The following is a 23,274-nucleotide window of genomic DNA, read 5'->3' as shown; positions in this document are numbered from 1 at the left end:
GCACGGCCTTTTCCCCAGGCGCGGCGCGTGCTTAGATAGTCCCTTTATAATGTACCAACAACGCTTCGGGCCGCGCGGCCCACCGCGCGGCGCCGCCCTCGCCAGGATGCCCAATGTCTGGACTCTTCCGCCGCCTCTTCGCCCCCCGTTGGCAGCACTCCGACCCTGGCGTGCGCCGCCAGGCCATCGCACGCCTCGACCCCGCCCACGGCGAACAACGTCACGCCCTGGAGCGACTGGCAGCGGACCCCGACCCGGCCGTGCGCACTGCGGCGCTCGCGCGGCTCGAGGACCCCGAGAGGCTGATCGCCCTGCTCGACGAAGAGCGGCGTTCGCCGGAACTGGAGCAGCGCCTGACGACACTGATCTGCGGCAAGGAGGGCCAGCTGGAGCTCTCCGCTCGGGTCGCCATGGTCGGTCGGCTCAGTGATACCGCGCTGCTCGAGATGATCGCACTCGGGGGCGACAACCAGCAGTTGCGCCTGGCGGCAATCGAACGCATCCAGGACGAAGCGGCCCTGGTGCGACAAGCCTGTGACAACGGCATCGCCGCGGTGCGGCATGCCGCGGCGGCCAGGGTCGACAGCGATGCTGGACTGTCGCGGCTGGTGCGCGAGGCGAAGCGCGACCGCCAGGTACTGCGCCAGGCCCGCGAGCGCCTCAACCGCCGCCGCGCCGACGCCGCCGAGCTGGCCGCCGCTCGGGAGCGTCGTGAAGCGCTGGTACAGGGCCTGGAGCGTCACGCCGCCGCCCCCTGGGAGCCGCTCTATGCCGGGCGCCTGCGTCACCTGATGCGCGAATGGCAGCAACTCGAGGATATGCCCGACGCAAGCCTGGAGCGCCGCTATCATGGCGCCTGCCTGCGCTGTCGCAAGGTGGTCGAGGATCACGAGGCGCAGCAACGCGCCAATGCCGCCGCCCACCGGCACCGCGAGGATGCCCGGCAGGCCAGCGAAAGCCTGGTGGAGGCGCTGGAGGAGAGCCTCGAGGCACTCGAGCGCAGCGAGACGCTGGGGGCCCAGGATATCGACAGCCTGCGCGCCCAGAAGCGACTGCTGGCCCACCGCTGGCAGGAGCTCGCCGACCACCATGTCACCGATGGAACCCTGCGCCAGCGTTATGACGCCGCCCTGAGCCGCTTCGAGGAGATCGGCGGCGCCTGGGTGCGCCTCACGCAGCGCGCCAGTGAACTGGAGCGGGCCCTCGAGGATGACGACAAGGAGCGCCTGGGCGGGTTGGTCACGGCGATCGACTGGCCCGGCGGCCTGGCGCCCACGCCCCTGCTGCTCAGGGCACGCCAGCGACTCGAGCACCGCCCCGCGCCCACGCCGGCGGCCGACGAGGTGCCCATCGAGCATTTCAAGGAGCAGCTCGACGAGCTCGAGCGTCTGCTGGAGCGCGGCGCCTTCAAGCCGGCCAGCCGCCTTCACCAGCGCCTGCGCCAACTTGCCGAGCACACCGACGCCGCCCGCTTCCGCTCCCAGGAGGCACGCTTCAAGCGCCTCGGCGCCAGGCTGGCCGAGCTGCGCGACTGGCGAGGATTCGTGGCCGGCCCCAAGCGCGAACAGCTGGTCGCCGGCATCGAAGCCCTGGCCGGCGACGAGGCCAGCATGGAGGGAGCCCTGGACCGCCGCCACCGCCAACTGGTCAAGGAGTGGAAGTCACTGGGCGATGCCGCCGCCAACCGCGAACAGTCGGCACGCTTCCGCGCCGCCTCGGACCGCATTCACGAACGCCTGGCTGCCTGGCGGGCCGGCCTCGACGCCGAGCGCGACAACAACCTGGCGACGCGTATCGCCCTGTGCGAACAGCTCGAGACACTCCTCGGCCACCCCGCGCAGCAAGCCGACCCCGACGCACTTCGCGAGATCCGCGACCGCGCTCGCGACCAATGGCGCCGGGCTTCGCCGGTCCCGCGCGACCAGGCAGAAGCCATCGGCCGGCGCTTCGGCACCATCCGTCACCGCCTCCAGGCGCTGATCGACCAGCGCGCCCGGGAGATCGCCGAGGCCAAGCGCGAACTGATCGAGGAAGCCCGCCTGTTATCAGGGAGTGAGAGCCCGGCGACCAAGCGCGCCGAGCAGGCCAAGGCACTGCAGCGTCGCTGGCGAGAACTGGGCCGCGCCCCCAAGGGCGAGGAGCAGGCACTATGGCGCGAGTTCCGCAGCCTGTGCGACACCATCTTCGCCAGCCGCGAAGCGATTCGGGACGACCACGCTCGCCGCGCCAGGGAGCGAACGGACGCCATGCAGGCGCTCATCGATCGCCTGGATGGCTGGCAACCCACCCGGCCGGCCGATGCGGCGCTGCTGGCCAGGGCCATCGACGAGGCCGCCGCGCTGGAGCCGCTTCCCGGTGGACGCCGCAGCGAGGGCATGCGGCGGCGCTGGTCCGGCATCGTGCGAGCCCGCCGTGAGCGACTGGAGCGCCTGGCAGTGGCCGAACAGGTGGAAAAGTGGCAGGCCGTGCGCCCACTGCTCGAGGAACACCTTGCGGCAGACGCCGCACGACTCGAGGGCGACGAGGCGCGGGTGGTGGCACTGCCGAAGACACTCACCCTGGGTGACGACATGGGCCGCGCCCACGCTCGGCGCAATGCCGCCCGCCAGGAGAGCATCTCGACCGACACCGTCGAGGAGCGCCTCGCTCGCGTGAGGGTGCACCTCTCGTTACTGGCCGTGGGCAGCGTCAGTCAACGCGACGAACCACTGCGCCTGGCGATACAGGTCGAACGCCTCAACGACAACCTGGGGCGCGTGCCGTCCCGGGCCGAGGAGGTACGCGGCGTGCTCGCCGAACTGCTGGCCATCGGCCCCGTGCCACCGGCGCTCTGGGAGCGCGAAGTCGGAGAACTGGACCATATGCTGGAGCGGCTGTCGCGCCTGCCCCCCCCCTGAACGACGCAGGAGCGCGAGGTTTCCCTCGCGCTCCTGTGTGGCGTCGACCTGCCGCAAGGCAGGAGACAACCCGCGTCAGCCCATGAACTGGCCGCCGTTGATATCGATATTGGCGCCGGTGATGAAGCCGGACTCCTCGTCGGCCAGGTAAGCCACCAGGCGACCGATCTCCTCGGGTTTGCCGTAGCGCTTCACCGGGATGGTTTCACGGATCGACTCGCGCACCTTCTCGGGAATCTTCATGATCATGTCGGTGGCGATATAGCCCGGCGACACGGTGTTGACGGTAATGCTCTTGGAAGCAGTTTCCTGGGCCAGGGACATGGTCAGGCCGTGCATCCCCGCCTTGGCGGCGGCGTAGTTCACCTGACCGAACTGACCCTTGCGGCCATTGATCGACGATATGTTGATGATCCGGCCATACTGCTGATCGAGCATGCTCTCGATCACGCTGCGACAGGCGTTGAAAACGCTGTTCAGGTTGGTATCGATGACCTCGTGCCACTGCGCGGGGCTCATCTTCTTCATGGTGCCATCACGGGTGATACCGGCACAGTTGACCAACACGGCGATCGGTCCGTGCTTCTCCTCGATCTCCTTGACGCCATTGACGCAGGCGTCGTAATCGACCAGGTCGACCCCGGCAATATCGATATTGTCGAAGCCGGCCGCCTTCTGCTCCTCGAGCCAAGCCTTGGCCTTCTCCGGGTTGTGATAGCCAGCCACGACCTTGTAGCCCTCAGCGGCCAGTGCGCGGCAGATTGCACTACCGATGCCGCCAGTACCACCCGTGACCCAAGCGACGCGTGATGAATTGGCCATGTATACCTCCCTGATGATGATGACACTGTGCTCCGGCCCTACCGGCCGAACGGCACATTGTTCTTGAACAAGCTGTCATCTTGATGACAAGCCAAGGTCAGTATGGCCCAGGGGGGCGTGATGGACGAGCGTTTGAGGCAAACCTTGACTAAAGGTGAATCCCGTGTAAAATGCGCCTCACGTTGATGCGGGGTGGAGCAGTCTGGTAGCTCGTCGGGCTCATAACCCGAAGGTCATCGGTTCAAATCCGGTCCCCGCTACCAATATCTAGAGAGGCCGATCAGTTAATGACTGATCGGCCTCTTTTCTTTGACGCGTTTTCTTGGGCGCGCAAGCATGGCGCACCAGAAAAACCGGGGCCCGCACGGACCCCGTTGTCGCTTTTGTGTCCCGTCACCAGCGTATCGCTCAGCTCATATAGGCGCCGCCGCACACCGGGTTGTAAGTGCCGGTGATGTGGCCACTGGCTTCGCTTGCCAGGTAGCGTACGGTATTGGCCACGTCGTCCGGGGTGGCGATCTTCTGCATCGGCGTGTGGGTGCGGATCATCTCCTTGAACTCGGAGGGCGCGTCCTTGGTGGCGTCGGTGTCCACCAGGCCCGGCGCGACTATGTTGGCGGTGATGCCGTAGGGGCCGAGCTCCTGCGCCAGGTATTTAGTGAAGCTGTCCAGCGCGCCCTTGGCGCTGCCGTGGGCGATAAAGCGGGGCGCAGGGGCCTCGGAGAGGGTGCTGGAGATGAACACCAGGCGGCCGAAGCCCTTGGCCCTCATGCTCTCGGCCGCGAGCCGGGCCGACTGGTAGGCGGCGTGCATCTCGTCGTTGAGCTTCTGCGAGAACTCCTCCCAGCTCTGCTCCATGAAAGGCTTGGGCACGAAGCTCATGTTGGCGTTCGAAACCAGCACGTCGACACCGCCATGGTGCTGCGTGATCTCCCCGAACATGGCCTCAAGCTGGGCGTCGTCGCGCACGTCGGCCTGCAGCGCGTGCGCCTCGCCGCCGCCCTCGCGGATGGTCTCGGCCAGCCGCTCGGCGGCGTCGGCGCTGTTCACGTAGTTGATGAAGACCCGGTAGCCGTCGGCCGCCAGGGCCCTGGCGGATGCCGCGCCGATGCCCCTGGCACCGCCGGTGATCAGTGCATTGCGTCTGGCCATGCTGCCTCCTGTTGTCTTCATTCTGCCTCCTGATTGCCTCGCTGAGATGAAGGCTCGCCGCGGAACCTCCTGCGGCGAGCGCGTCGATGCCGGATGACTGTAATTCCTCAAGCTGAGTTGAGGTCAAGAGGGGGCGGCTTGCCCGGCGCACCGTAGGCCTTACCATGACACCTCAAGTCGACTCGAGGATGATGACATGGCGATGGACAAGCCCAGCGACGGCAGCCGGGTACTGAGCGTCGGCCAGGTGGCCAGGCGCAGCGGCGTGCCGGTCTCCACGCTGCACTTCTACGAGACCAAGGGGCTCATCCGCTCCACCCGCAGCGCCGGCAACCACCGCCAGTATCCCGCCACCGTGCTGCGCTACGTGGCCATCATTCGCGTGGCGCAGAGCGTGGGCATGTCGCTGGAGGAGATCGGCGAAACGCTGAACGGCGTCCAGTCGGGATCGAAACTCACCGCGGATGAGTGGCAGACCATCTCGACGCACTGGAAGGAGAGCCTCAACGAGCGCATCCAGACCCTGACGCGGTTGCGCGACGAGCTGGACCGCTGCATCGGCTGCGGCTGCCTGTCGCTGACCGACTGCCCGCTGCGCAATCCCGACGATACCCTCGGCCAGCAAGGCGCGGGCCCGCGGATCCTTACGCGGGACTAGGCTGCGTTAACAATTGCTGATGGAGATCGGGCTGATTTAGAATATCAGCATTTTTCGGTGATCTATGCCTCGGCTAATGCTACGTGATGACCAATGGGAGCGCATCGAGCACATGCTCCCCGGCAAAGCTTCAGATCGCGGGGTGACGGCCAAGGACAATCGCTTGTTCGTGGAAGCCGTCCTGTGGATCGCCCGGACAGGCGCTCCCTGGCGTGATCTGCCCGACGCCTTCGGTCGCTGGCACACTGTCTACATGCGCTATAACCGGTGGTCTAAGAAGGGGGTCTGGCAGCAGGTTATCGACACATTAGCCGATGATCCCGACATGGAGCAGCTGATGATAGATGGCAGTATCGTCAAAGTTCATCAGCATGGGGCGGCAAAAAAACGGCTCAGAGCACCGAAGCCATGGGGAAATCGCGTGGGGGATTGAGCACCAAGATCCACGCGGCGGTCGATGCCCTCGGCAACCCGGTACGGCTAATCCTCACACCGGGCCAAGCGTCTGAGTACGGAGCCGCCCCAGCGTTACTGGCGGGCTTTTCTCCAGCGGCGGTGCTTGGCGACAAGGGGTATGATTCCACCGCTTTGAGGGACATCATTCGAGCGGTGGGCGCCGAGCCGGTGATTCCGCCGAGAAAGAATCGCTTGGAATGCCCCGAGATAGATTGGCACTGTTACAAGGATCGCAATCTGGTAGAAAGGTTCTTCCAGAAAATCAAGCAGTTCAGGCGGCTGGCAACACGCTATGAGCGACTGGCGAGAAACTACCAGTCGCTACTCAACCTTGTATCCGCCGTCATATGGCTGGCCTAATTGTTAACGCTCCCTAGCAGGGGCAACGGACAAAAGGGCGATCAGAGGGCACCAAAAAAGAGCGCAGGACCATGGTCGCCGCGCTCTCTTGTCTTGTCGTGTCGGGCCATCACCGGCCGGGGATCATGCGGCCGAGGCCTTGTCCTTCTTCAGGCGCAGGACGCGGGAGATCAGCGGCATCAGCACCACCAGCAGGATCATGGCGATGATAACCTTCGAGGTCGTGCTGGCCGCCAGGGCGCTCCACTCGCCACCGCCGATGCGCAGCGCCAGGCGCTGGCGAATTTCTGAGCTGCCTGGGCGGCAGCGAACGTTCCGGCGCATCGTGAGCGATTTTGGACGCTTTTCTGAGCTGCCTGGGCGGCAGCGAACGCTTCGCCGAAGGTTACCGCCACTGCCGGAAATTTCTGAGCTGCCTGGGCGGCAGCGAACGACCGCCTGCACGGGGATCTCGCCTGGCTGGATTTCTGAGCTGCCTGGGCGGCAGCGAACGCCTTGACCGTGCCGCCGATGCGGGCGCTGATTTTCTGAGCTGCCTGGGCGGCAGCGAACAGCAGGCGGTGATAGGACACCCCCTCCTCCCTTTTCTGAGCTGCCTGGGCGGCAGCGAACATCTCCCGGCGCTTGGGCTCGTAGACGAGAAATTTCTGAGCTGCCTGGGCGGCAGCGAACGCGGTGGCGATAGCCATCAAGCGCCAGGGTCTTTTCTGAGCTGCCTGGGCGGCAGCGAACGATCCGCAAGGTGTCGGATACCGGCCATAAATTTTCTGAGCTGCCTGGGCGGCAGCGAACTACACAGTGGATCAAGCCCGAGCCGTGGCTCATTTCTGAGCTGCCTGGGCGGCAGCGAACATGATACGCATCATCTTGGCCACGGCGCTGCTTTTCTGAGCTGCCTGGGCGGCAGCGAACTCCAACGGCAATGGCAAAGCGGCGGCGCTGATTTTCTGAGCTGCCTGGGCGGCAGCGAACGTGCCGATCGCCCTGGTCGGCCTCGTCATGGATTTCTGAGCTGCCTGGGCGGCAGCGAACACCCCCTGGCGCTGCAACCAGGAGCGTTTGAATTTCTGAGCTGCCTGGGCGGCAGCGAACAAGTTCCGCACCGGGTGGTAGCGGTTCTCGTCTTTCTGAGCTGCCTGGGCGGCAGCGAACGGTCTCCACCTGGGTGGAGCTGATCGGCAACATTTCTGAGCTGCCTGGGCGGCAGCGAACAGGGAATGAGCGCTTGTCGTCATTGTCGCTGCTTTCTGAGCTGCCTGGGCGGCAGCGAACGAGCACGCTGACCAGCTCACAGGGCTGGACGATTTCTGAGCTGCCTGGGCGGCAGCGAACGCAGGGCTTCGTCGGTGAGGTCTTGCCCGTCATTTCTGAGCTGCCTGGGCGGCAGCGAACATCATCACGCTCCAGCCGGTCAAGCGCCTCGATTTCTGAGCTGCCTGGGCGGCAGCGAACGGCCACGAACAGGCTGTCGCCGTCTTCATCCTTTTCTGAGCTGCCTGGGCGGCAGCGAACGTAGGCCCAGGGTCAGCTCCTCCGCCCCGGGCTTTCTGAGCTGCCTGGGCGGCAGCGAACCTCGGCGCGCAGCGCCAGCTCCAGGCGGAACATTTCTGAGCTGCCTGGGCGGCAGCGAACCGTGTCGTATCCGGTCATCGCCAGCAAACTCGTTTCTGAGCTGCCTGGGCGGCAGCGAACTAGCTCCAGCCGCACTTGCGGCGGCTGGTTGTTAATGGCCAAGTAAAGTGACCCAGTACCGGCCAACGCTTCTGACCCACCCCCGAGGTGGCAGCGCTGCCACCATCCACCTACCGTGTCGGCTCAGCCAAGGGTCGGGACGGAGATGTGAAGGACTGGGGAATGATTCACAAGATCAAAGCGTTACATGATGACGGACAGGGCCTGTCGATCCGTGCCATCGGCCAGGAGCTGGGCATCTCCCGCAACACCGTCCGCAAGTACCTGCGTCAGGACGAGGCCACCATCGAGGCGGCGCAGTCGAACCGCGAGCGCGAGAAGAAGCTCGACGCCCACCGCGACTACATCGTCTACCTGCTGCGCACCTTCCCCCGGCTGAGCAGCGTCAAGGTCGCCCGCAAGTTGCGCGAGAAGGTCGGCGAGCTGGCGGTCTCGGAGCGCACCCTGCGGCGCTACGTGCAGCAGGTGAAGAGCACGGTGGCCAGCCGGCAGCGGCGCTACTACGAGCCAGTGCTCGACATGGTGCCGGGGGTGCAGTGCCAGGTGGATCCGGGCGAGCTGCGCGAGGTGATGATCGGCGGCGAGCCGCGCCCCCTGTACTTCGTGGTGTTCGTGCTCTCCTACTCGCGTCTGACCTATGTCGGCGTCAGCCTGTCGCCGCTCGATACCGTCACCTTCATCCGCCTGCATGACGAGGCGTTTCGCTACTTTGGTGGCCTGCCCGAGGAGTGTGTCTACGACCAGACCAAGATGGTGGTGATCAGCGAGCAGTTCCGCGAGCTGGAGGTGAACCAGCGCTTCCACGAGTACGCCACCACCGCCGGCTTCCGGATCCGCGCCTGCTGCGGCTACGATCCGGAGAGCAAGGGCAAGGTCGAGGCCGGGGTGAAGTACACCAAGCAGGATGCCTTCTATGGCGAGGTGTTCCGCGACGAGGCCGACCTGCGCGCTTACGTGCGGCAGTGGCTCGACGACGTCGCCAACGTGCGCACTCACGGCACCACCGGCCAGCAGCCGAGAGCGCTGTGCGACGCCGAGGAGCGGCGCCATCTGCGCCCCTACCTGACGCCAGCCTGCGTGGGCCGCGAAGACGACGGCCTGGCCCCGCGCCGAGTCGACAAGACCGGGCTGGTCGCCTGGAAGGCCAACAAGTACTCGGTGCCGATGGCCTACCAGCAGGGCCGCGTCGGGGTCCGGGAAACGGACGACCGCCTGGCGATCCACGACCTGGAGAGCGGCGAGGAGATCGCTATCCATGCCCTGCATCTGGGCAAAGGGCACACCTCGCGCAACGAGAACCACTACCGCGATCACCGCCAGCAGGAGGCCGACCTGGAGCAGGCCATTGCCCGCCACCTCGGCAGAACGCTGGGTCGTCAGTTGTGTGACAAGCTGCGCCAGAGTGTGCCGTATCACTACAAGGACCAGTTGCGTGGTGCCCGGCAGGTGCTGGAGGCCGAGCCTGAGCTGGACCTGACGCTGATCGCCGACTGGGTCACCCGGGAACGCCTCACGGCCGTTGGCCTCAAGGAACGGTTGGCGGCGGCCCGACTCGCCAAGGCGCGCGGCTGGGATCACGACGGTGACGCCCCCGCCGGACCTCACACGACGCCGGCGGAGCTGGCTCAGTACGGCCGGCTTGGCCACTCCAGCGGCCAGCAGGAGGTGACCCATGGGGCAGCTTGAGCTGACCGTCGGGCGCTACCGCAGCCTGCGCCTGGGCGCCATCGCCGGCGGCCTCACCGCGCTGCTGGCCCAGGCCGAGGCTAACGAGGTCTCCTACCTGGCCTTTGCCGACATGCTGGTCGAGCACGAGCGCCAGACCCGCGAGGCGAAGCGCATTGACCTCTACCGGCGCCAAGCCGGCTTCCCCAGCGACAAGCGGCTGGAGGGGTTCGACTACCGGCACCAGACCACCATCACCAAGCGCCAGATCAACGCCCTGCTGGACTTCGCCTTCCTCGATAACCGCGAGAATCTGGTGTTCATCGGCCCGCCAGGGGTGGGCAAGACTCATCTAAGCATCGGTATCGGCCAGAAGGCCATCGAGGCCGGCTACCGGGTGCTGTTCCGCAACGCCCTGGACCTGGTCGAGGAGCTGGAGCTAGCGGAGATGAAGGGCGAGCTGAAGAAGACGCTGCATAAGCTCGCCAAGGTCGACGCCCTGGTGATCGACGAGCTGGGCTACCTGCCGATGAGCCGGCAGGCGCGCTACGCGCTGTTCCAGCTGATCAACCGGTTCTACGAGCACCGGTCACTGATCATCACCACCAACAAGGACTTCACCAGCTGGGGCGAGTTCTTCCACGACGACAACGTGGCGGTGCCGATCGTCGACCGGATCATCCACCACTCGCACCTCTACCTGCTCGGCGGGGAGAGCTACCGGCTGAAGCAGAAGACGCTCAGTTGACGATCACGGGTGGGTCAATTTTGTTGGCCACTGGTGGGTCACTTCTGATGGCCATTGACACTGGTGAATTTCTGAGCTGCCTGGGCGGCAGCGAACAGGCCATGCTGCTGACCCAGCTTCTGCAGCATTTTCTGAGCTGCCTGGGCGGCAGCGAACCTTTCCGACCTGGAGCGCTTCGAGATCGTCCATTTCTGAGCTGCCTGGGCGGCAGCGAACGTCGAGAACATCATCGGCCCGGTGGCCGACATTTTCTGAGCTGCCTGGGCGGCAGCGAACTCGCCGCCGAGGCGCCGTGGATGCTGAAGTGTTTTCTGAGCTGCCTGGGCGGCAGCGAACGTTGCGGCCGAGGTTGAGCAGCGGCGCGGCCTTTTCTGAGCTGCCTGGGCGGCAGCGAACCGGGGCGCCGAACGCCATGCGCACGGCCTCGATTTCTGAGCTGCCTGGGCGGCAGCGAACTGCTCCTCGTCGTGGTGGTGGTCAGGCCTGGTTTTCTGAGCTGCCTGGGCGGCAGCGAACGCGTGCCAGCGGGTGCTCGAGCAGCACCTGCATTTCTGAGCTGCCTGGGCGGCAGCGAACGGCCGGCAGGCCATGCAGGAAGTTCCGCACCGTTTCTGAGCTGCCTGGGCGGCAGCGAACACGATGCGTTATGCTGTGAGCGTGATCGCAGTTTTCTGAGCTGCCTGGGCGGCAGCGAACGCATTATGCTGGCCCCACATAATTGCCTGATATTTCTGAGCTGCCTGGGCGGCAGCGAACGGCACCGCCTGCACGAACTGCATCAGGCTCTCTTTCTGAGCTGCCTGGGCGGCAGCGAACGATGGAATCGATGGCCTCGCGGCTCATGCCCTTTTCTGAGCTGCCTGGGCGGCAGCGAACATGGGTATCGACTTCAAGACGGTGCCGCGCGTTTTCTGAGCTGCCTGGGCGGCAGCGAACGGCAACCCGATCATCACGCCTGAGATCATCCATTTCTGAGCTGCCTGGGCGGCAGCGAACCAGGGCCTCCTTGACGATGATGTCGTCCGTGATTTCTGAGCTGCCTGGGCGGCAGCGAACCACGTCGGTCTTGTTGCCGGTGACCTTGAACTTTTCTGAGCTGCCTGGGCGGCAGCGAACAAGAAGTGGGCCCGCGAGCTGCGCGTGGAAGTTTTCTGAGCTGCCTGGGCGGCAGCGAACTTCACGGCGCGCCACGGCACGCAGCAGCTTGATTTTCTGAGCTGCCTGGGCGGCAGCGAACGGCATGGTCGCCGGCCAATCCATCTTCGATCATTTCTGAGCTGCCTGGGCGGCAGCGAACGTCGAGTTGCACCGCTGGGGCTGGCGTGGCTGTTTCTGAGCTGCCTGGGCGGCAGCGAACAAGCTCACTGGAGCGCTTCACGATAACTCCAATTTCTGAGCTGCCTGGGCGGCAGCGAACGCCCCCACAACAGTCCGTCGAAATAGCCGCATTTTCTGAGCTGCCTGGGCGGCAGCGAACATCATGCGCTCGGCTGCCTGTGCGGTGACGGTTTTCTGAGCTGCCTGGGCGGCAGCGAACTGGGCGGTGCCGACGCGGGCGGCCTGGGTCTGTTTCTGAGCTGCCTGGGCGGCAGCGAACCAAGGGTGCCCTCAACCGCGTCATCAACAACCTTTCTGAGCTGCCTGGGCGGCAGCGAACTGCTGACCCCAGTTCTCCAGTCCCCAATGACTTTTCTGAGCTGCCTGGGCGGCAGCGAACATGCCTATTCTGATGCTGAGGGCTTTCTCGTCTTTCTGAGCTGCCTGGGCGGCAGCGAACCGATCCGCGTGGGACTCCTTGCTCTGGCTGTTTTTCTGAGCTGCCTGGGCGGCAGCGAACATGCCTATTCTGATGCTGAGGGCTTTCTCGTCTTTCTGAGCTGCCTGGGCGGCAGCGAACCGATCCGCGTGGGACTCCTTGCTCTGGCTGTTTTTCTGAGCTGCCTGGGCGGCAGCGAACAGCCCGTGGGTGAAAGCAAGGTGGCAAGCGGATTTCTGAGCTGCCTGGGCGGCAGCGAACGCAGCAGGCCGTGAAGCGCGCGCGCATGGAATTTTCTGAGCTGCCTGGGCGGCAGCGAACTTTCGCGGTGAGCTGATTCGCATGTTCGTCGATTTCTGAGCTGCCTGGGCGGCAGCGAACAAGGTCTACGGGCTCTTGCTCGGCTTCGCGCATTTCTGAGCTGCCTGGGCGGCAGCGAACCTGCGCAAAGAGGATGCCATCAACGGTTTTCTTTTCTGAGCTGCCTGGGCGGCAGCGAACGCTTGAAACCAACGGCGTAGTTCGCAAGGGGTTTTCTGAGCTGCCTGGGCGGCAGCGAACATGGATGGCCGGGGCGCCTTCGTTCTGGGAGTTTTCTGAGCTGCCTGGGCGGCAGCGAACGGCGCCAGCGTCGACCGCCTGCTCGAGTGGCTTTTCTGAGCTGCCTGGGCGGCAGCGAACCATTGGTGGGCGTGCAATAGTGTCGGCTCGATTTTCTGAGCTGCCTGGGCGGCAGCGAACTTGGCCGCCAGGGTGGTGGCCTGTGCGGCGATTTTCTGAGCTGCCTGGGCGGCAGCGAACCCTCGAGGTGAGGCCCAGCGGTTCGAAGTACTTTTCTGAGCTGCCTGGGCGGCAGCGAACCGCGCCCGCAACACCTTTCGCGCCTACCTGATTTTCTGAGCTGCCTGGGCGGCAGCGAACGAGACGCACTCGTAGCCGCGGGCATCGAGGCTTTTCTGAGCTGCCTGGGCGGCAGCGAACATGATGCGGTCGAGCGCCTGCTGGCGAACGATTTTCTGAGCTGCCTGGGCGGCAGCGAACCTGGAAGCGGTGGATCCAGAAGTACTCGTCGATTTCTGAGCTGCCTGGGCGGCAGCGAACCTCGCCGCGCATCACCGCGCGCCACCTCTACTTTTCTGAGCTGCCTGGGCGGCAGCGAACTACTTATCGGCGAGCAGCTTGCGGCCCATGATTTTCTGAGCTGCCTGGGCGGCAGCGAACGCCGACACCGGCGAGGCGTACCTGGTAGGCCTTTTCTGAGCTGCCTGGGCGGCAGCGAACGCCAGGCGGTGGGCTGGTGGGAGCTGACCCATTTTCTGAGCTGCCTGGGCGGCAGCGAACACCTGGCAGCGGGCCTGCTGGGAGCGTGGGCTTTTCTGAGCTGCCTGGGCGGCAGCGAACGGCTGGTCCCGCGCCCCCATGCCGGTCAGCATTTTCTGAGCTGCCTGGGCGGCAGCGAACGATGTCCGGCTGGCGCTGCTTCAGCTGGTCCTTTTCTGAGCTGCCTGGGCGGCAGCGAACTGCCCCTGCGGGTCTGGATCGGTTCGTTGCCTTTTCTGAGCTGCCTGGGCGGCAGCGAACAGCATGGAGTCGCCTACCACGCGCAACACGAATTTCTGAGCTGCCTGGGCGGCAGCGAACCCCACCATGACGCCGGTGCGGGTCAGCAGCTTTTTCTGAGCTGCCTGGGCGGCAGCGAACGCGTTGTAGGCCTTGAACAGCGCCTGCAGGTTTTTCTGAGCTGCCTGGGCGGCAGCGAACACCCAGGGCCTGGCGGCCTGCAAGGCGCATCTTTTCTGAGCTGCCTGGGCGGCAGCGAACTGGGGGCGCTACGGCGGTGGCCGGCGCGGGTCTTTCTGAGCTGCCTGGGCGGCAGCGAACATCCATCTGGTCCGCCATGGCGCCGGCGAACTTTTCTGAGCTGCCTGGGCGGCAGCGAACGGCAACCAGCCGCTTGAAGGTGGCCTCGCTGTTTTCTGAGCTGCCTGGGCGGCAGCGAACTCCTTCCAGACTGCGGCGAGGTCATCGGTGGTTTTCTGAGCTGCCTGGGCGGCAGCGAACCATGGGTTCCAGCTCGTGGCCGCGCTGGGTGTTTTCTGAGCTGCCTGGGCGGCAGCGAACTGCTCCAGACGGTCATCAAAGCGATCCACATATTTCTGAGCTGCCTGGGCGGCAGCGAACAAAAAGCCCCGCATCGCGAGGCATGGAATAGTTTTCTGAGCTGCCTGGGCGGCAGCGAACATTCGAAGTGGCCAGGGCCGACTTTCTGGACTTTTCTGAGCTGCCTGGGCGGCAGCGAACTCCGCCAGGTCGGCCAGGCGCTGGAGGCCATCTTTCTGAGCTGCCTGGGCGGCAGCGAACCAATACGCCGACCGCTACCTGCAAGCGGGGCAGTTTCTGAGCTGCCTGGGCGGCAGCGAACCTCAAGCGCAAGCGGCGCGAGCACACGCTGATTTTCTGAGCTGCCTGGGCGGCAGCGAACTACAGCAAATCCAAAGTAAGCGATTGATTGTTAAAGAGCAACGGTCTGATAGAGGAACGCCTCCCTTTTTGGGGAGGCGTTGTTAATCAATTGATTTTCAAGACCCTTTATTAAGAGTCAAAAAAAGGGTCAAAACCAGGGCACTGTGGCTTCACTGCTGAGCCCGTAGTGGTTGAACCGACCAGCGACGGGCTGCGACTGTGGTTGCCCATGCTCGATGAATAACGCGAAGCGCTGTCCGCTGGAGCGGCTGCTGACCTGCACGAACGGCAAGGTGATCTGCCGCTCGGCCGGTGCCTGCATCAGACGCTGCGCCTCCTCGATTGCTATGCCGTGCCGCTGGGCATAGCGCTTCGCCCTACTAGGACTCCCTGTGTTGAACTGTCGGCGTCGAACCACTCGGTAACGAGTTTCAGCCGGCACATCTTGAATGGTCTGCTGCACCACATGGTCACGCATGCCGGTGAGCCACGCATTCGCCATCAGCTGCTCAAGCCGAGTCCCCCGACCATGCAGCCGCAGCCGGTCGCCCGGTGAGCGGGCGCGCACGCCCAGCTTGTGATCTGGAAAACTAACGCCGATATCATCGGCTTCTAAATCAACAAGGGCCCGGTGCAGCTTGCTGTAGAGCGCTCCCATCAACAACGCAGGCGAGAAATCCGGGTCGGGTCGTAAATGAATGTCGAGATAGTGATCCATGACTCACCCCGCATCGCCAAAGACGCCACCGCGAATCAGGGTCGCCATGACGAAGTGCTGTTGTTCGACAGCAGGCTCCTGATCCTTGAGCAACCAGTTATCGAGCAAGTTGTAGAAGTCCATCTTCTGTTTCGGCTGACGATAGGCCTTACCCTCAGTGGTCACTGAACCATAGGGCTCGACCGCGATCGGGCCAAGGTCACCCTCTTCTTCCTGCAGATACCAGGTATCGATGGTTCGAATGGCGTTACCCAGCTTCTGGGAGTGGATGCCGGCAACCCCATCGACTTGATAGAGCGTCTTGCTTTTGTCACCACGGCCACGATCCAGAATCAGCTCCTGCGACGGAAAGATTTCCTGACCGGCACCGACCCGGGCATACGCCACCACCTCAAGCAGCACATAGCGCTCACCGCTTAGGCCATTGCTGATATGGCCGGCCAGCGCTTCCAGATCAGCCTTGGCAGCACCGGTCGGCGTTAGATCGCGCAGGGAAAGCGCCAGGGCATCAAAGGTCCACTCGCTGACGGCACTTCCCTTCTCGAGCAGCCGGATATGCACCTCAACCGCCTCGGCACCCATGCGGTTGCGCCAGAGAAAGCGCCCGTTGGCCAGATTGTGCGCATAGCGCTTTGCCAACTCAGTAAAGCCATGGGAAGCGATATAGCCTTTCACCGTGGCACTGAGCTTGGCCTGATAATCGGCGTTATTGCAGGCCGATGGCTTACCGGCACCACCCAGCACACGCAGGGTAAAGCGTGTCATTAGCGTGTCGGCATCATGCGGCAGCGTGGCGACGTCCACGGTCTGCAGATTGGGATTTTCGATAGCAGCATCCAGCTTGGCGGGATCTTGGTCCTTGGCCTTCAATCGATTGGAGATCGTGCCGCGCACCGACTTTTCACGGATAGCAATGGGTTGTGCCTCAGCACTGCCGCGCTGCTCCCAGTCAACGGCATACATCAGCGCGTCGGACGGGTCGAGCTTGCGCTCGAAGGCGAGGACGGAGGCAGTTTTGAGTGACTCGTTCTTGGCCATGACAAAGCTCCTTGCGTTAGGCGCGCTCAGTGCGCTTGATAGTCGTTATTCAGGCGATACAGGCCTTGTTTCAGGTTGTTGTCTACGTACCAGAGCAGGTCGCGGGGTGCCTTCAGGTGATGCGGGCTACGCCACTGCCCGATGGAGTACAGGCTTTCGACGAAGCAAAAGGGCGTGCTGTCATCTCGAGCACTGGCGACCTCTCCCGCCTCGAAAACGTCAGTCAGCGCACCGTAGCCCACGGGTAGCGGTACCAGCCAGCCTGGCTTTTTGCGCACCCGCCACTCGACCTCGGTCGCCTCCTTGCCGTTTTCATCCTCGGTGATGGTCTGGTGGCACTCCCAGTTCAGGCGCGACAGGTCCAGCCAGCTATCCAGTAAGGTGGTGTCCGGCTGGGCATGTTGCCGTTCCTGGTGGTGCTCCTGCAGCAGGTCGTCACGCAGCACCAAAGCGAAGCCCGGCAACCAGCGGCGCTTGAGCTGGCGAAACGCTTTCTGCCTATCATCAGGATCATCACCCAGCACCTTTAACTCCGGCTGATAGCGCCGCCGTCCGGGCAACGACGGCATTATGCTGCCGCCGGCAATACGCATACCGGCGACGATGTCCATCACGGCCTGCGCGGCATCGACATCGTTAATGCTCTTGCCGTCCACACCGAGCACCAGGGACACGTCAAGATGCATGCGCCCTTCCTCGACAATGGCGGCGGTTTTGCCATCCTTACCCACCGGGTTGCGGGTCAAGTGAAAGGACTTTACATAGCCCGGCTGGGTCTGGGTCTCGTAGTCGTGGCAGATCACACCCATAGCGTTGAACTGCAAGTCCAGGGATTCAGGTAGCCGGCGCTCCAGTGCGTGCATAAAGCCGACAAAGGCGCTCATGGCGGGAAATCCCCAGGTCAGTGGGCTGGAAATCGCATTGGCGTTCTGGATGTGCAGGTGCGGCAACACCAGCAACGCCTTTGGCTCAGCATTACCCATGAAGCAACTCCTCTTGCAGAATATCCAGCTGACGCCGCAAGCGTGCCTGCCACTCGCGGTGCTCGTCATCGCCTACGCCCAGCGGTTTCAACCAGGCATTGAGCCAGCGGGCGAAGGCCGCACGAATGGCCCCGGGCCATTCGCCCTGCTCACGTTGTTGGGCAAACTCAGCGTCTTCTTCGCCGCGCCAGGGGTCGAGCCATAGCTGCTGCTCCAGCGGCAGTCGACATGCCGAGTCCGCCGACCAGCCCGGCTCCAGTACCTGGAACTCGCTGGCGAACAACACCAGCTCATCAATCAACGCGGCGACATAGCCATCCACCTGGTCACGGGTATAACGATTGTCGGGCGGATTGGTTTGAAGAAACCGAAGTAGATCGCTGGCCAGCCAGCGCGCCTCGCGCCGGCGACCAAAGCGCTTGAAGATGGTCTCGGTGTGCAAAGGCGGCTTGATGCCCTGGCTTTTCCACTTGGGTGGCAGGGAAGCCAACAAGTAGTTGTTGCCACCTCGCTCACTGTTGAGCTGGGAAATATTCTGCGGCTTTGTGCCCCCCAGTTTCTGCACAGCCAGGTTGGGATAGTCGCGGTATCCCTTATCAGACGGCTTGCTGTTACGTCGCGCCTGGCGAGCTTCCTTGGCAGCCTCACCGAAGCGATCAGCGTTGATGCGCTGGAATACCTGATGTGCAAGCGAAGTAGCGTAAAGCGGTGCCAGCAGATGAAAGTCCGCATCATCAGTGGGGTCATCTCCAACCACCCAGTACAGCTGCTTGGCCAATGAGTGCGAGGCTTCGTTTCCCTTAGGCTGAGTAATACTGGCAAAGGCCTCGACCCACTCCTTGGCCTGCTCGGGATTATTGCTCAGTGCCGCGCTGAATGAGCCATCCCTCTCAAGCGCTAGCTCTAGCAGCGACTTGCCTTGATGCTGGAGCTTGAGAAACTTATACACATCCAGTGCGGCGGCGTTGCCCACCACATCGCCGCTGAAGTCACTGGACAGCAAATGGCTGCCAACCAGAGGAATCTCAGGCAACGTGGCGGGCTCCACATAGCGACTGGAGCCCTTGGCATCTGGGTGTGTGGCCTTCAGTGCATGGGTAACCACCTGCAGCTGACTGACCCGGCGGGCAGCATCGCCAACCCAGTTTTCGAACGTAAACTGCTCGGTAAGCGATTCGCGCTTAGGATCGTCTGTCGCCAGCTTTTCCAGCTTCCCGGCCAATCGCTCCGCTATAAACGCCTGTATTGTCTGATGAATTTCGTCCCTGCTTAGTGCCTCATGCATTTCTTCACCATTATAGTTTTATGTTTAGGGTTTTAGGGATTTTATCGCGCTTAAGCTGTAAGATAGCTAACCTGTAGCTCTGCCGCCAGGCAGCTCAGAAAATTATCGTTTCCTGTTTTGGGAACAACGTGCTGCCGGACAGGCAGGGAGCCGGCCCACTAGGGTCGGCTTTACAATCGCGAAAACCCAAGCGCCGGGTGAAACTTCCACTGCTCATCGTCGTCCAACTCGCGCAACGTCAGCCGACCAAACTTCCGGGCACAGCGCTCCAGCTCTATACCCTGGGCTTCGGCCAGTCCGGCCAGCGTCGTGAGATAGTCCGTTGGCCCCCAGGTTTGAATGCGCGGGCCATACTGCAGCTCGATGCGCTGCAGGCTGGTCTCGCAGGGCACCAGCAGCTCCGGGTCTCGGGGGCGCTCCTTGTGAACGCGATGCAGGCAGGTCTGCTCACCACTTTCGTCCGGTAACAGCACCAGTTCATCTTCTTGGCCCGTGCTGTCACGAAACGGCCGCCACTGGCTCATCACCCCGGTCAGCGTCAGGCGGGGCATCACGAACCAGCTATAGGCCCCCAGTTTGGGAGCCGGCGCGGGTGCCTCCCTGGCCGCCAGATATTGCTGGCGCTTGCGCTTGGAAAGCTTCGCCAACTCATCCTCGCCCAGCACCGGCATGGCCTGAGTATCGGCCACGTCGGGCACGACCATCGTTGCCTCAAGGCGTGCATGCTCCAGATCGACCAGGTTGTGGTGAGGCGCCAGCGGCTCGCGGGGAAGGATACGTGGGCGGGCGTCGATCACATCGCGCTGCTCCGGCATCAGCACGTCTATTAGCGCATGGCTTTGCAGCCGGTACGCGTCGGTCTCGAAGCCGGGTCGGGTAAACACCGGTCGGCGGCCATCGGGGTGTTCGAGGGCTTTCAGGTTGCGGTTGAGCAGCAGGATATTGGGAGTTTCCCAAGGATCTGGGCGGTGGCGACGCACCCGGCCGGCCAGTTGAATCAGTGAGCGCATGGATGACGGCTCAACGATCGCCCAGTCGTAGTCATGGTCGCGCCCCACTTCGGTGACCGGTGAGCCCAGGACGATAAACAGTTGCTCCTTCGCGTCAGAGACCTCCAGGCATCGCCGAACCTCCGGCAGCGAAAATATGGCTGCTGGCGACTTGCGCTGCAGAACACGGTCCAGCTGACGCTCGATGGCCGAGCGCATCAGTAGCGGATACTGAGAGTGATACACGCACAGGTGAATCTGGACGTTTTCCGGGGCACCCAGCCGGTAGAGCACCTGGGCGACCGCCACCAGGGGATCTATATTGGCCATACGAATCAGGCCGAAGGAAACCCGCTTGCCACTCTCCAGCGCAGTGCCGTTTTGACAGTGCAGTTCCAGTGCGTAGCCGCGCAAATGCTCCGCCAGCTCTTGGTGAAGGGCGTCCGACTGCCGAGATTGAGGCTTCCACTCTGCCACTCTGGCCCGGCGACGCACTGCGTCCTTGGCCAGTCTCTGGTGTCGCTTGAGCACAAACTGGCGGTGCGCGGCTTCAAAATCGGCGCGCTCGCTGCACGACGCGTCGAGCGTGGCATTTTCATCGAACCAGGCGCAGCACACCGCCGGGGCTCGCTGGCCGACCTCCCCTCGATTGCGCTGGTAGACGGTACGCCCTGCCTGGTAGGCCTCGAACAGCCCTGCCACCAACGCCGGGGGCAGCGTGGCGGAAGAGAGCAACACCCGCGATCCCAGCAGTCCCGCCCAGTTCACCAGCCGCGTGAGTGCCGGCAAGTCGCTGATATCGAAATCGTCGATTTCGTCGAGCACCAGGTCGGACGTCATCAGCCGCAGCATGGGCGCGATCTGCCCACCGCCCCGGGTACTTTCGGTGGCGGGCATTAGATGATCCACGGTGCAAGTGAGAATGGGCGCGGCAAGCAGACTCTTGACCGCGGGATCGTGCGCCACACGCCGGAGGATGGGGTGCTCGGAGAAGTTGCCCTCGAACAGCACATGAGAGTCATCGGAAAGCAGATCCTGAGTTGACGCCGAACCGGTCCGCTCTGCCTGTGCCTCATGGTGCTCAAATAACGCACGGCTAGCACTGCCACCGACGCGAATCGCTAGCTCATCCTCGCCCAGGTGCATCTGGTGGCGATAGTCGCGCCCAGTCTGCAGGGTCAGGGTGCGCAGCCCAAGAGCGATCGAAAAACGCGCCCCCTTCTCGGGGTCGGCCAGGGCATAGAGAATACGGCCGTTGGCCAGCGTCTTGCCGCAGCCGGTGGAAGCCATATTAATGCCGAAGAACCCTTGCTTTCGAGAGGCGGCCCGCAGCCCTTCCGCCAAGTCGAAAGCGCGGTCCTGCCAGCGAAAACGCTGGCTTTCACTGCGCTTGCGAAAGCCCTTGTGGCGCGCCAGTCGGGGCAGTTGGTCGTTCAGGGTGGCGAGGTGGCGGGCATTTTCCTTGGCAAATCGCGCCACACCCAGCAGATGGGCATCGAGCTTCTGACTGGGCATGCCGGTTTTGCGTTGAGTATTGGCGAATAGCGGGTAACTCGCATCACCCTGCACCCAGTCCGCGTGCGTTGAGTCATGGAGACTGGAGTAATAGTGATCTGCCAGCATTAGGCACAGCCGCGCCAGATGCATCACATAGCCGTTGTCCAGCAGCGGCTCGTCGTAGTGTGGCAAGCGCTTGAGAAGCCCTTCCGCCACTTGCGCTGCCTGCCGCCGCCACTTGGCTGTGGCCACCGGCAGCTCCCCGGCCAGCCGCCAGTAGGGCTTCAGCTGCGTGGGGTCAGCTTCCAGACACGCTTCGTTCCACTGATGGGTCAGCAGACCGGGAAGATCATTCAGCGCTTCAGCAGTCAGCCCGCTCAGCCGGCCACCCAGCCGTTCGGGGTTATCACCGGGCTTCAATGGCAAGCGGTGGTGGCTAAGCAGCAGCCAGCCAACCGCCTGGGCCAGTGGTGGAAGCCGCTGGAAGGGCATGGCACTCTCGGCACCGAGTCCGTCGCACTGCAGGTGGCGCGTCCAACTGGCAACGAAGTCCGCCGGGGGCTCGATCAGACGCCGGAGCCAGCCGGCATCATCGTCGCCGCCGACAAACGCCTGGAACAGCCGCAGCGATAGCCACTCGTGGCGATAGAGATTACGGCCCTGACGCTTACCGATCAGCCGCTGTTGAAACGCTTTGGAGGCCTTGCCCAGGTCGTGCAGCAAAGCCGCCAGGCTCGCCAGCAGCTTGATGTCCTCGCCGCTATGCCAGTCATCCTCGTCCTCGGTACGCAGGATATTGCGCCGCGTCGTGTTGGTGGGCGTGGCACCCTGCAGGTTGAAGCGGCTGGCATCGCCGACGATCCACATCAGCTCACTATGGTCGTGGCCACGGATCCAGTGACAGGCCACGGCGCTGTTCTTGCGTGCGGTTTTTCTCAGCAGCCTGCGCAGGGTGTCCAGCCCCGCCTGGGTGATCGAGGTCTGCCAGGTACGCTCGCCGCGCCGCTCGGCGAACTGGTCGAGAATCCGACGGGTTTCCTTGAGGGCATTCTTGTTGCACTGGGAGACGATCAGCACGTTCATGGTGCGTCGCCCCCCAGCTCGGTAGCGACCGCTTTCAGGGTGTCGATCATGAAGTCGAGGGCTTCGGTACGGGTCAGCTGTTCAATGCAGGCCTGGCGGAACGCTTGCTCCTCGTCACCGTGCATGGCGGAGAGAAACGCCTGGGGCAAAATCACCGCGTCCTTGACCAGGTCGGCCACATCGAAGACCAGTCCACCACGCCGCGTCTTGCCATGCAGTACCGCCAGGCCGTGCGGAATACCCAGCACCCAGGTCGCCGTGGCGCCGAGACCATAGGCCAGGTAGTTGCCGTGATCGAGAAAGCGGTTGGCCGGATCGGTGCCAGTGGCGCGCTTGGCGCGGGTAAAGTCGCCATAGCCCACAGCCTGGGCGGCTAGCTTGAACAGCGTCTTGGTCAGCCGAGCTTCCATGGTCAAGAGGTCCACGGTACTAGGCGCCTGGGCGATGGCCTGATCGTGCTGCGCCAGCACGGCGGTCAGGCGATCCGGTGAGATCACAAAGCCGGCGTCCTTCAAGGGACGGCTATCGAGCCACTGCCGCTGGATACGTGACAACCGCGCCTGCTGAAAGCGCCGCGCGGCCTCCAGGCGCTTTTCGTCATCGAACCAGAAGCGTACCCAGTGCTGCAGGTACTCGGTGGGACGGTATTCGCTCTGGGGCGTGAGCCAGGCGACGTCCACATCGACTTCGTTGGCGGCGAACAGCGGCGTACCGCCCCCGCCGCAGAAGCCGACCAGCACCCCGGCCTTGGCGAGTTCGCGCATCGCCGCCTGAGTAATGGAGGTACCAGTGCCCAACAAAATAGACGTGGTATTGGCGATGGGGATGTTCCAGTACTTCGACTGGCGTCCCTCATCGGTGACGTACTCGACCCGGCCGCCGTTGACGAGCACCCGACAGTGCTGAAGGTAGTAAAGGTTGGCCCGCTTGGAGTGCAGAATCGTCTTGAGGTCAGACGGAGAGAGATCGTCCATGACAGCCCCTTTTACCCAGTTGGCGATTACAGCTAAGC

The 23,274-nt window shown here is 63.6% G+C and carries 13 protein-coding genes, 1 tRNA gene and 2 CRISPR repeat arrays; of the genes, 6 read left to right on the top strand and 8 right to left on the bottom strand.

Annotated elements, in window-relative coordinates; genetic code table 11:
• The first annotated feature begins 113 nt into the window (after positions 1-113).
• Positions 114-2,897 carry a DUF349 domain-containing protein gene (locus NFH66_RS01510; RefSeq protein ID WP_349607794.1) on the top strand — a complete coding sequence of 928 codons (2,784 nt, stop codon included), beginning with the start codon at positions 114-116 and terminating at the stop codon, positions 2,895-2,897.
• 75 nt (positions 2,898-2,972) lie between these two features.
• Here NFH66_RS01510 and phbB read toward each other — a convergent pair whose 3' ends face one another.
• Entirely contained in the window at positions 2,973-3,719 is a 747-nt protein-coding gene (gene phbB, locus NFH66_RS01505; RefSeq protein ID WP_349607792.1) for an acetoacetyl-CoA reductase, read from the bottom strand.
• 186 nt (positions 3,720-3,905) lie between these two features.
• On the opposite strand from phbB, the gene NFH66_RS01500 reads away from it, so the two are divergent.
• Positions 3,906-3,982, top strand: a tRNA-Met gene (locus tag NFH66_RS01500).
• 145 nt (positions 3,983-4,127) lie between these two features.
• Here the strand turns inward: NFH66_RS01500 and NFH66_RS01495 are convergent.
• Positions 4,128-4,871 carry an SDR family NAD(P)-dependent oxidoreductase gene (locus tag NFH66_RS01495; RefSeq protein ID WP_349607790.1) on the bottom strand — a complete coding sequence of 248 codons (744 nt, stop codon included), beginning with the start codon at positions 4,869-4,871 and terminating at the stop codon, positions 4,128-4,130.
• Between the two features lie 196 nt (positions 4,872-5,067).
• Here NFH66_RS01495 and soxR point away from each other — a divergent pair, with 196 nt between their 5' ends.
• The 4 genes from soxR to istB all read left to right on the top strand — a co-directional run bounded on the left by soxR (position 5,068) and on the right by istB (position 10,450).
• Positions 5,068-5,529, top strand: a complete 462-nt coding sequence (gene soxR, locus NFH66_RS01490; protein ID WP_349607788.1) for a redox-sensitive transcriptional activator SoxR — start codon at positions 5,068-5,070, stop codon at positions 5,527-5,529.
• A gap of 64 nt (positions 5,530-5,593) precedes the next feature.
• A protein-coding gene (locus NFH66_RS01485) for an IS5 family transposase (protein WP_371317400.1) occupies positions 5,594-6,345 on the top strand; the annotation gives its coding sequence in 2 pieces (ribosomal slippage) (positions 5,594-5,917 and positions 5,920-6,345; 750 coding nt in all).
• Between the two features lie 284 nt (positions 6,346-6,629).
• Positions 6,630-8,037: a CRISPR direct-repeat array (repeat unit 28 nt; unit sequence TTTCTGAGCTGCCTGGGCGGCAGCGAAC).
• 162 nt (positions 8,038-8,199) lie between these two features.
• Positions 8,200-9,723: an IS21 family transposase gene (istA, locus tag NFH66_RS01480; protein WP_349607786.1), complete on the top strand. Its 1,524-nt coding sequence runs from the start codon at positions 8,200-8,202 to the stop codon at positions 9,721-9,723.
• Entirely contained in the window at positions 9,710-10,450 is a 741-nt protein-coding gene (istB, locus tag NFH66_RS01475; RefSeq protein ID WP_349607784.1) for an IS21-like element helper ATPase IstB, read from the top strand. The genes istA and istB overlap by 14 nt, the downstream gene beginning before the upstream one ends.
• A 68-nt stretch (positions 10,451-10,518) precedes the next feature.
• Positions 10,519-14,688: direct repeats of the CRISPR family, unit length 28 nt; unit sequence TTTCTGAGCTGCCTGGGCGGCAGCGAAC.
• Between the two features lie 129 nt (positions 14,689-14,817).
• Here the strand turns inward: istB and cas6f are convergent.
• The 6 genes from cas6f to cas1f form a co-directional block, all read right to left on the bottom strand.
• Positions 14,818-15,387 (bottom strand): type I-F CRISPR-associated endoribonuclease Cas6/Csy4, encoded by a 570-nt coding sequence (cas6f, locus tag NFH66_RS01470; protein WP_349607782.1) that lies wholly within the window; start codon positions 15,385-15,387, stop codon positions 14,818-14,820.
• A gap of 3 nt (positions 15,388-15,390) precedes the next feature.
• Positions 15,391-16,425 carry a type I-F CRISPR-associated protein Csy3 gene (gene csy3 / locus NFH66_RS01465; protein ID WP_349607780.1) on the bottom strand — a complete coding sequence of 345 codons (1,035 nt, stop codon included), beginning with the start codon at positions 16,423-16,425 and terminating at the stop codon, positions 15,391-15,393.
• A gap of 26 nt (positions 16,426-16,451) precedes the next feature.
• Complete coding sequence (gene csy2, locus NFH66_RS01460; protein WP_349607778.1) at positions 16,452-17,408, bottom strand: type I-F CRISPR-associated protein Csy2; 957 nt, start codon at positions 17,406-17,408, stop codon at positions 16,452-16,454.
• Entirely contained in the window at positions 17,401-18,693 is a 1,293-nt protein-coding gene (gene csy1 / locus NFH66_RS01455; protein WP_349607776.1) for a type I-F CRISPR-associated protein Csy1, read from the bottom strand. Before csy1 ends, csy2 begins: the two co-directional genes overlap by 8 nt.
• A 170-nt stretch (positions 18,694-18,863) precedes the next feature.
• Positions 18,864-22,262, bottom strand: coding sequence for a type I-F CRISPR-associated helicase Cas3f (gene cas3f / locus NFH66_RS01450; protein ID WP_349607774.1), 3,399 nt, complete (start codon positions 22,260-22,262; stop codon positions 18,864-18,866).
• A complete protein-coding gene (gene cas1f / locus NFH66_RS01445) occupies positions 22,259-23,236 on the bottom strand; it encodes a type I-F CRISPR-associated endonuclease Cas1f (RefSeq protein WP_349607772.1) in 978 nt (325 codons plus the stop codon). The genes cas3f and cas1f overlap by 4 nt, the downstream gene beginning before the upstream one ends.
• Between the last annotated feature and the right edge of the window lie 38 nt (positions 23,237-23,274).

Origin of the sequence: Halomonas sp. H10-9-1 (assembly GCF_040147005.1) — a bacterium.
In the GTDB taxonomy this organism is placed as follows: Bacteria; Pseudomonadota; Gammaproteobacteria; order Pseudomonadales; family Halomonadaceae; genus Halomonas.
Note: the sequence above shows the minus strand (reverse complement) of the source record. Positions and strands in the feature narration are given on the sequence as shown.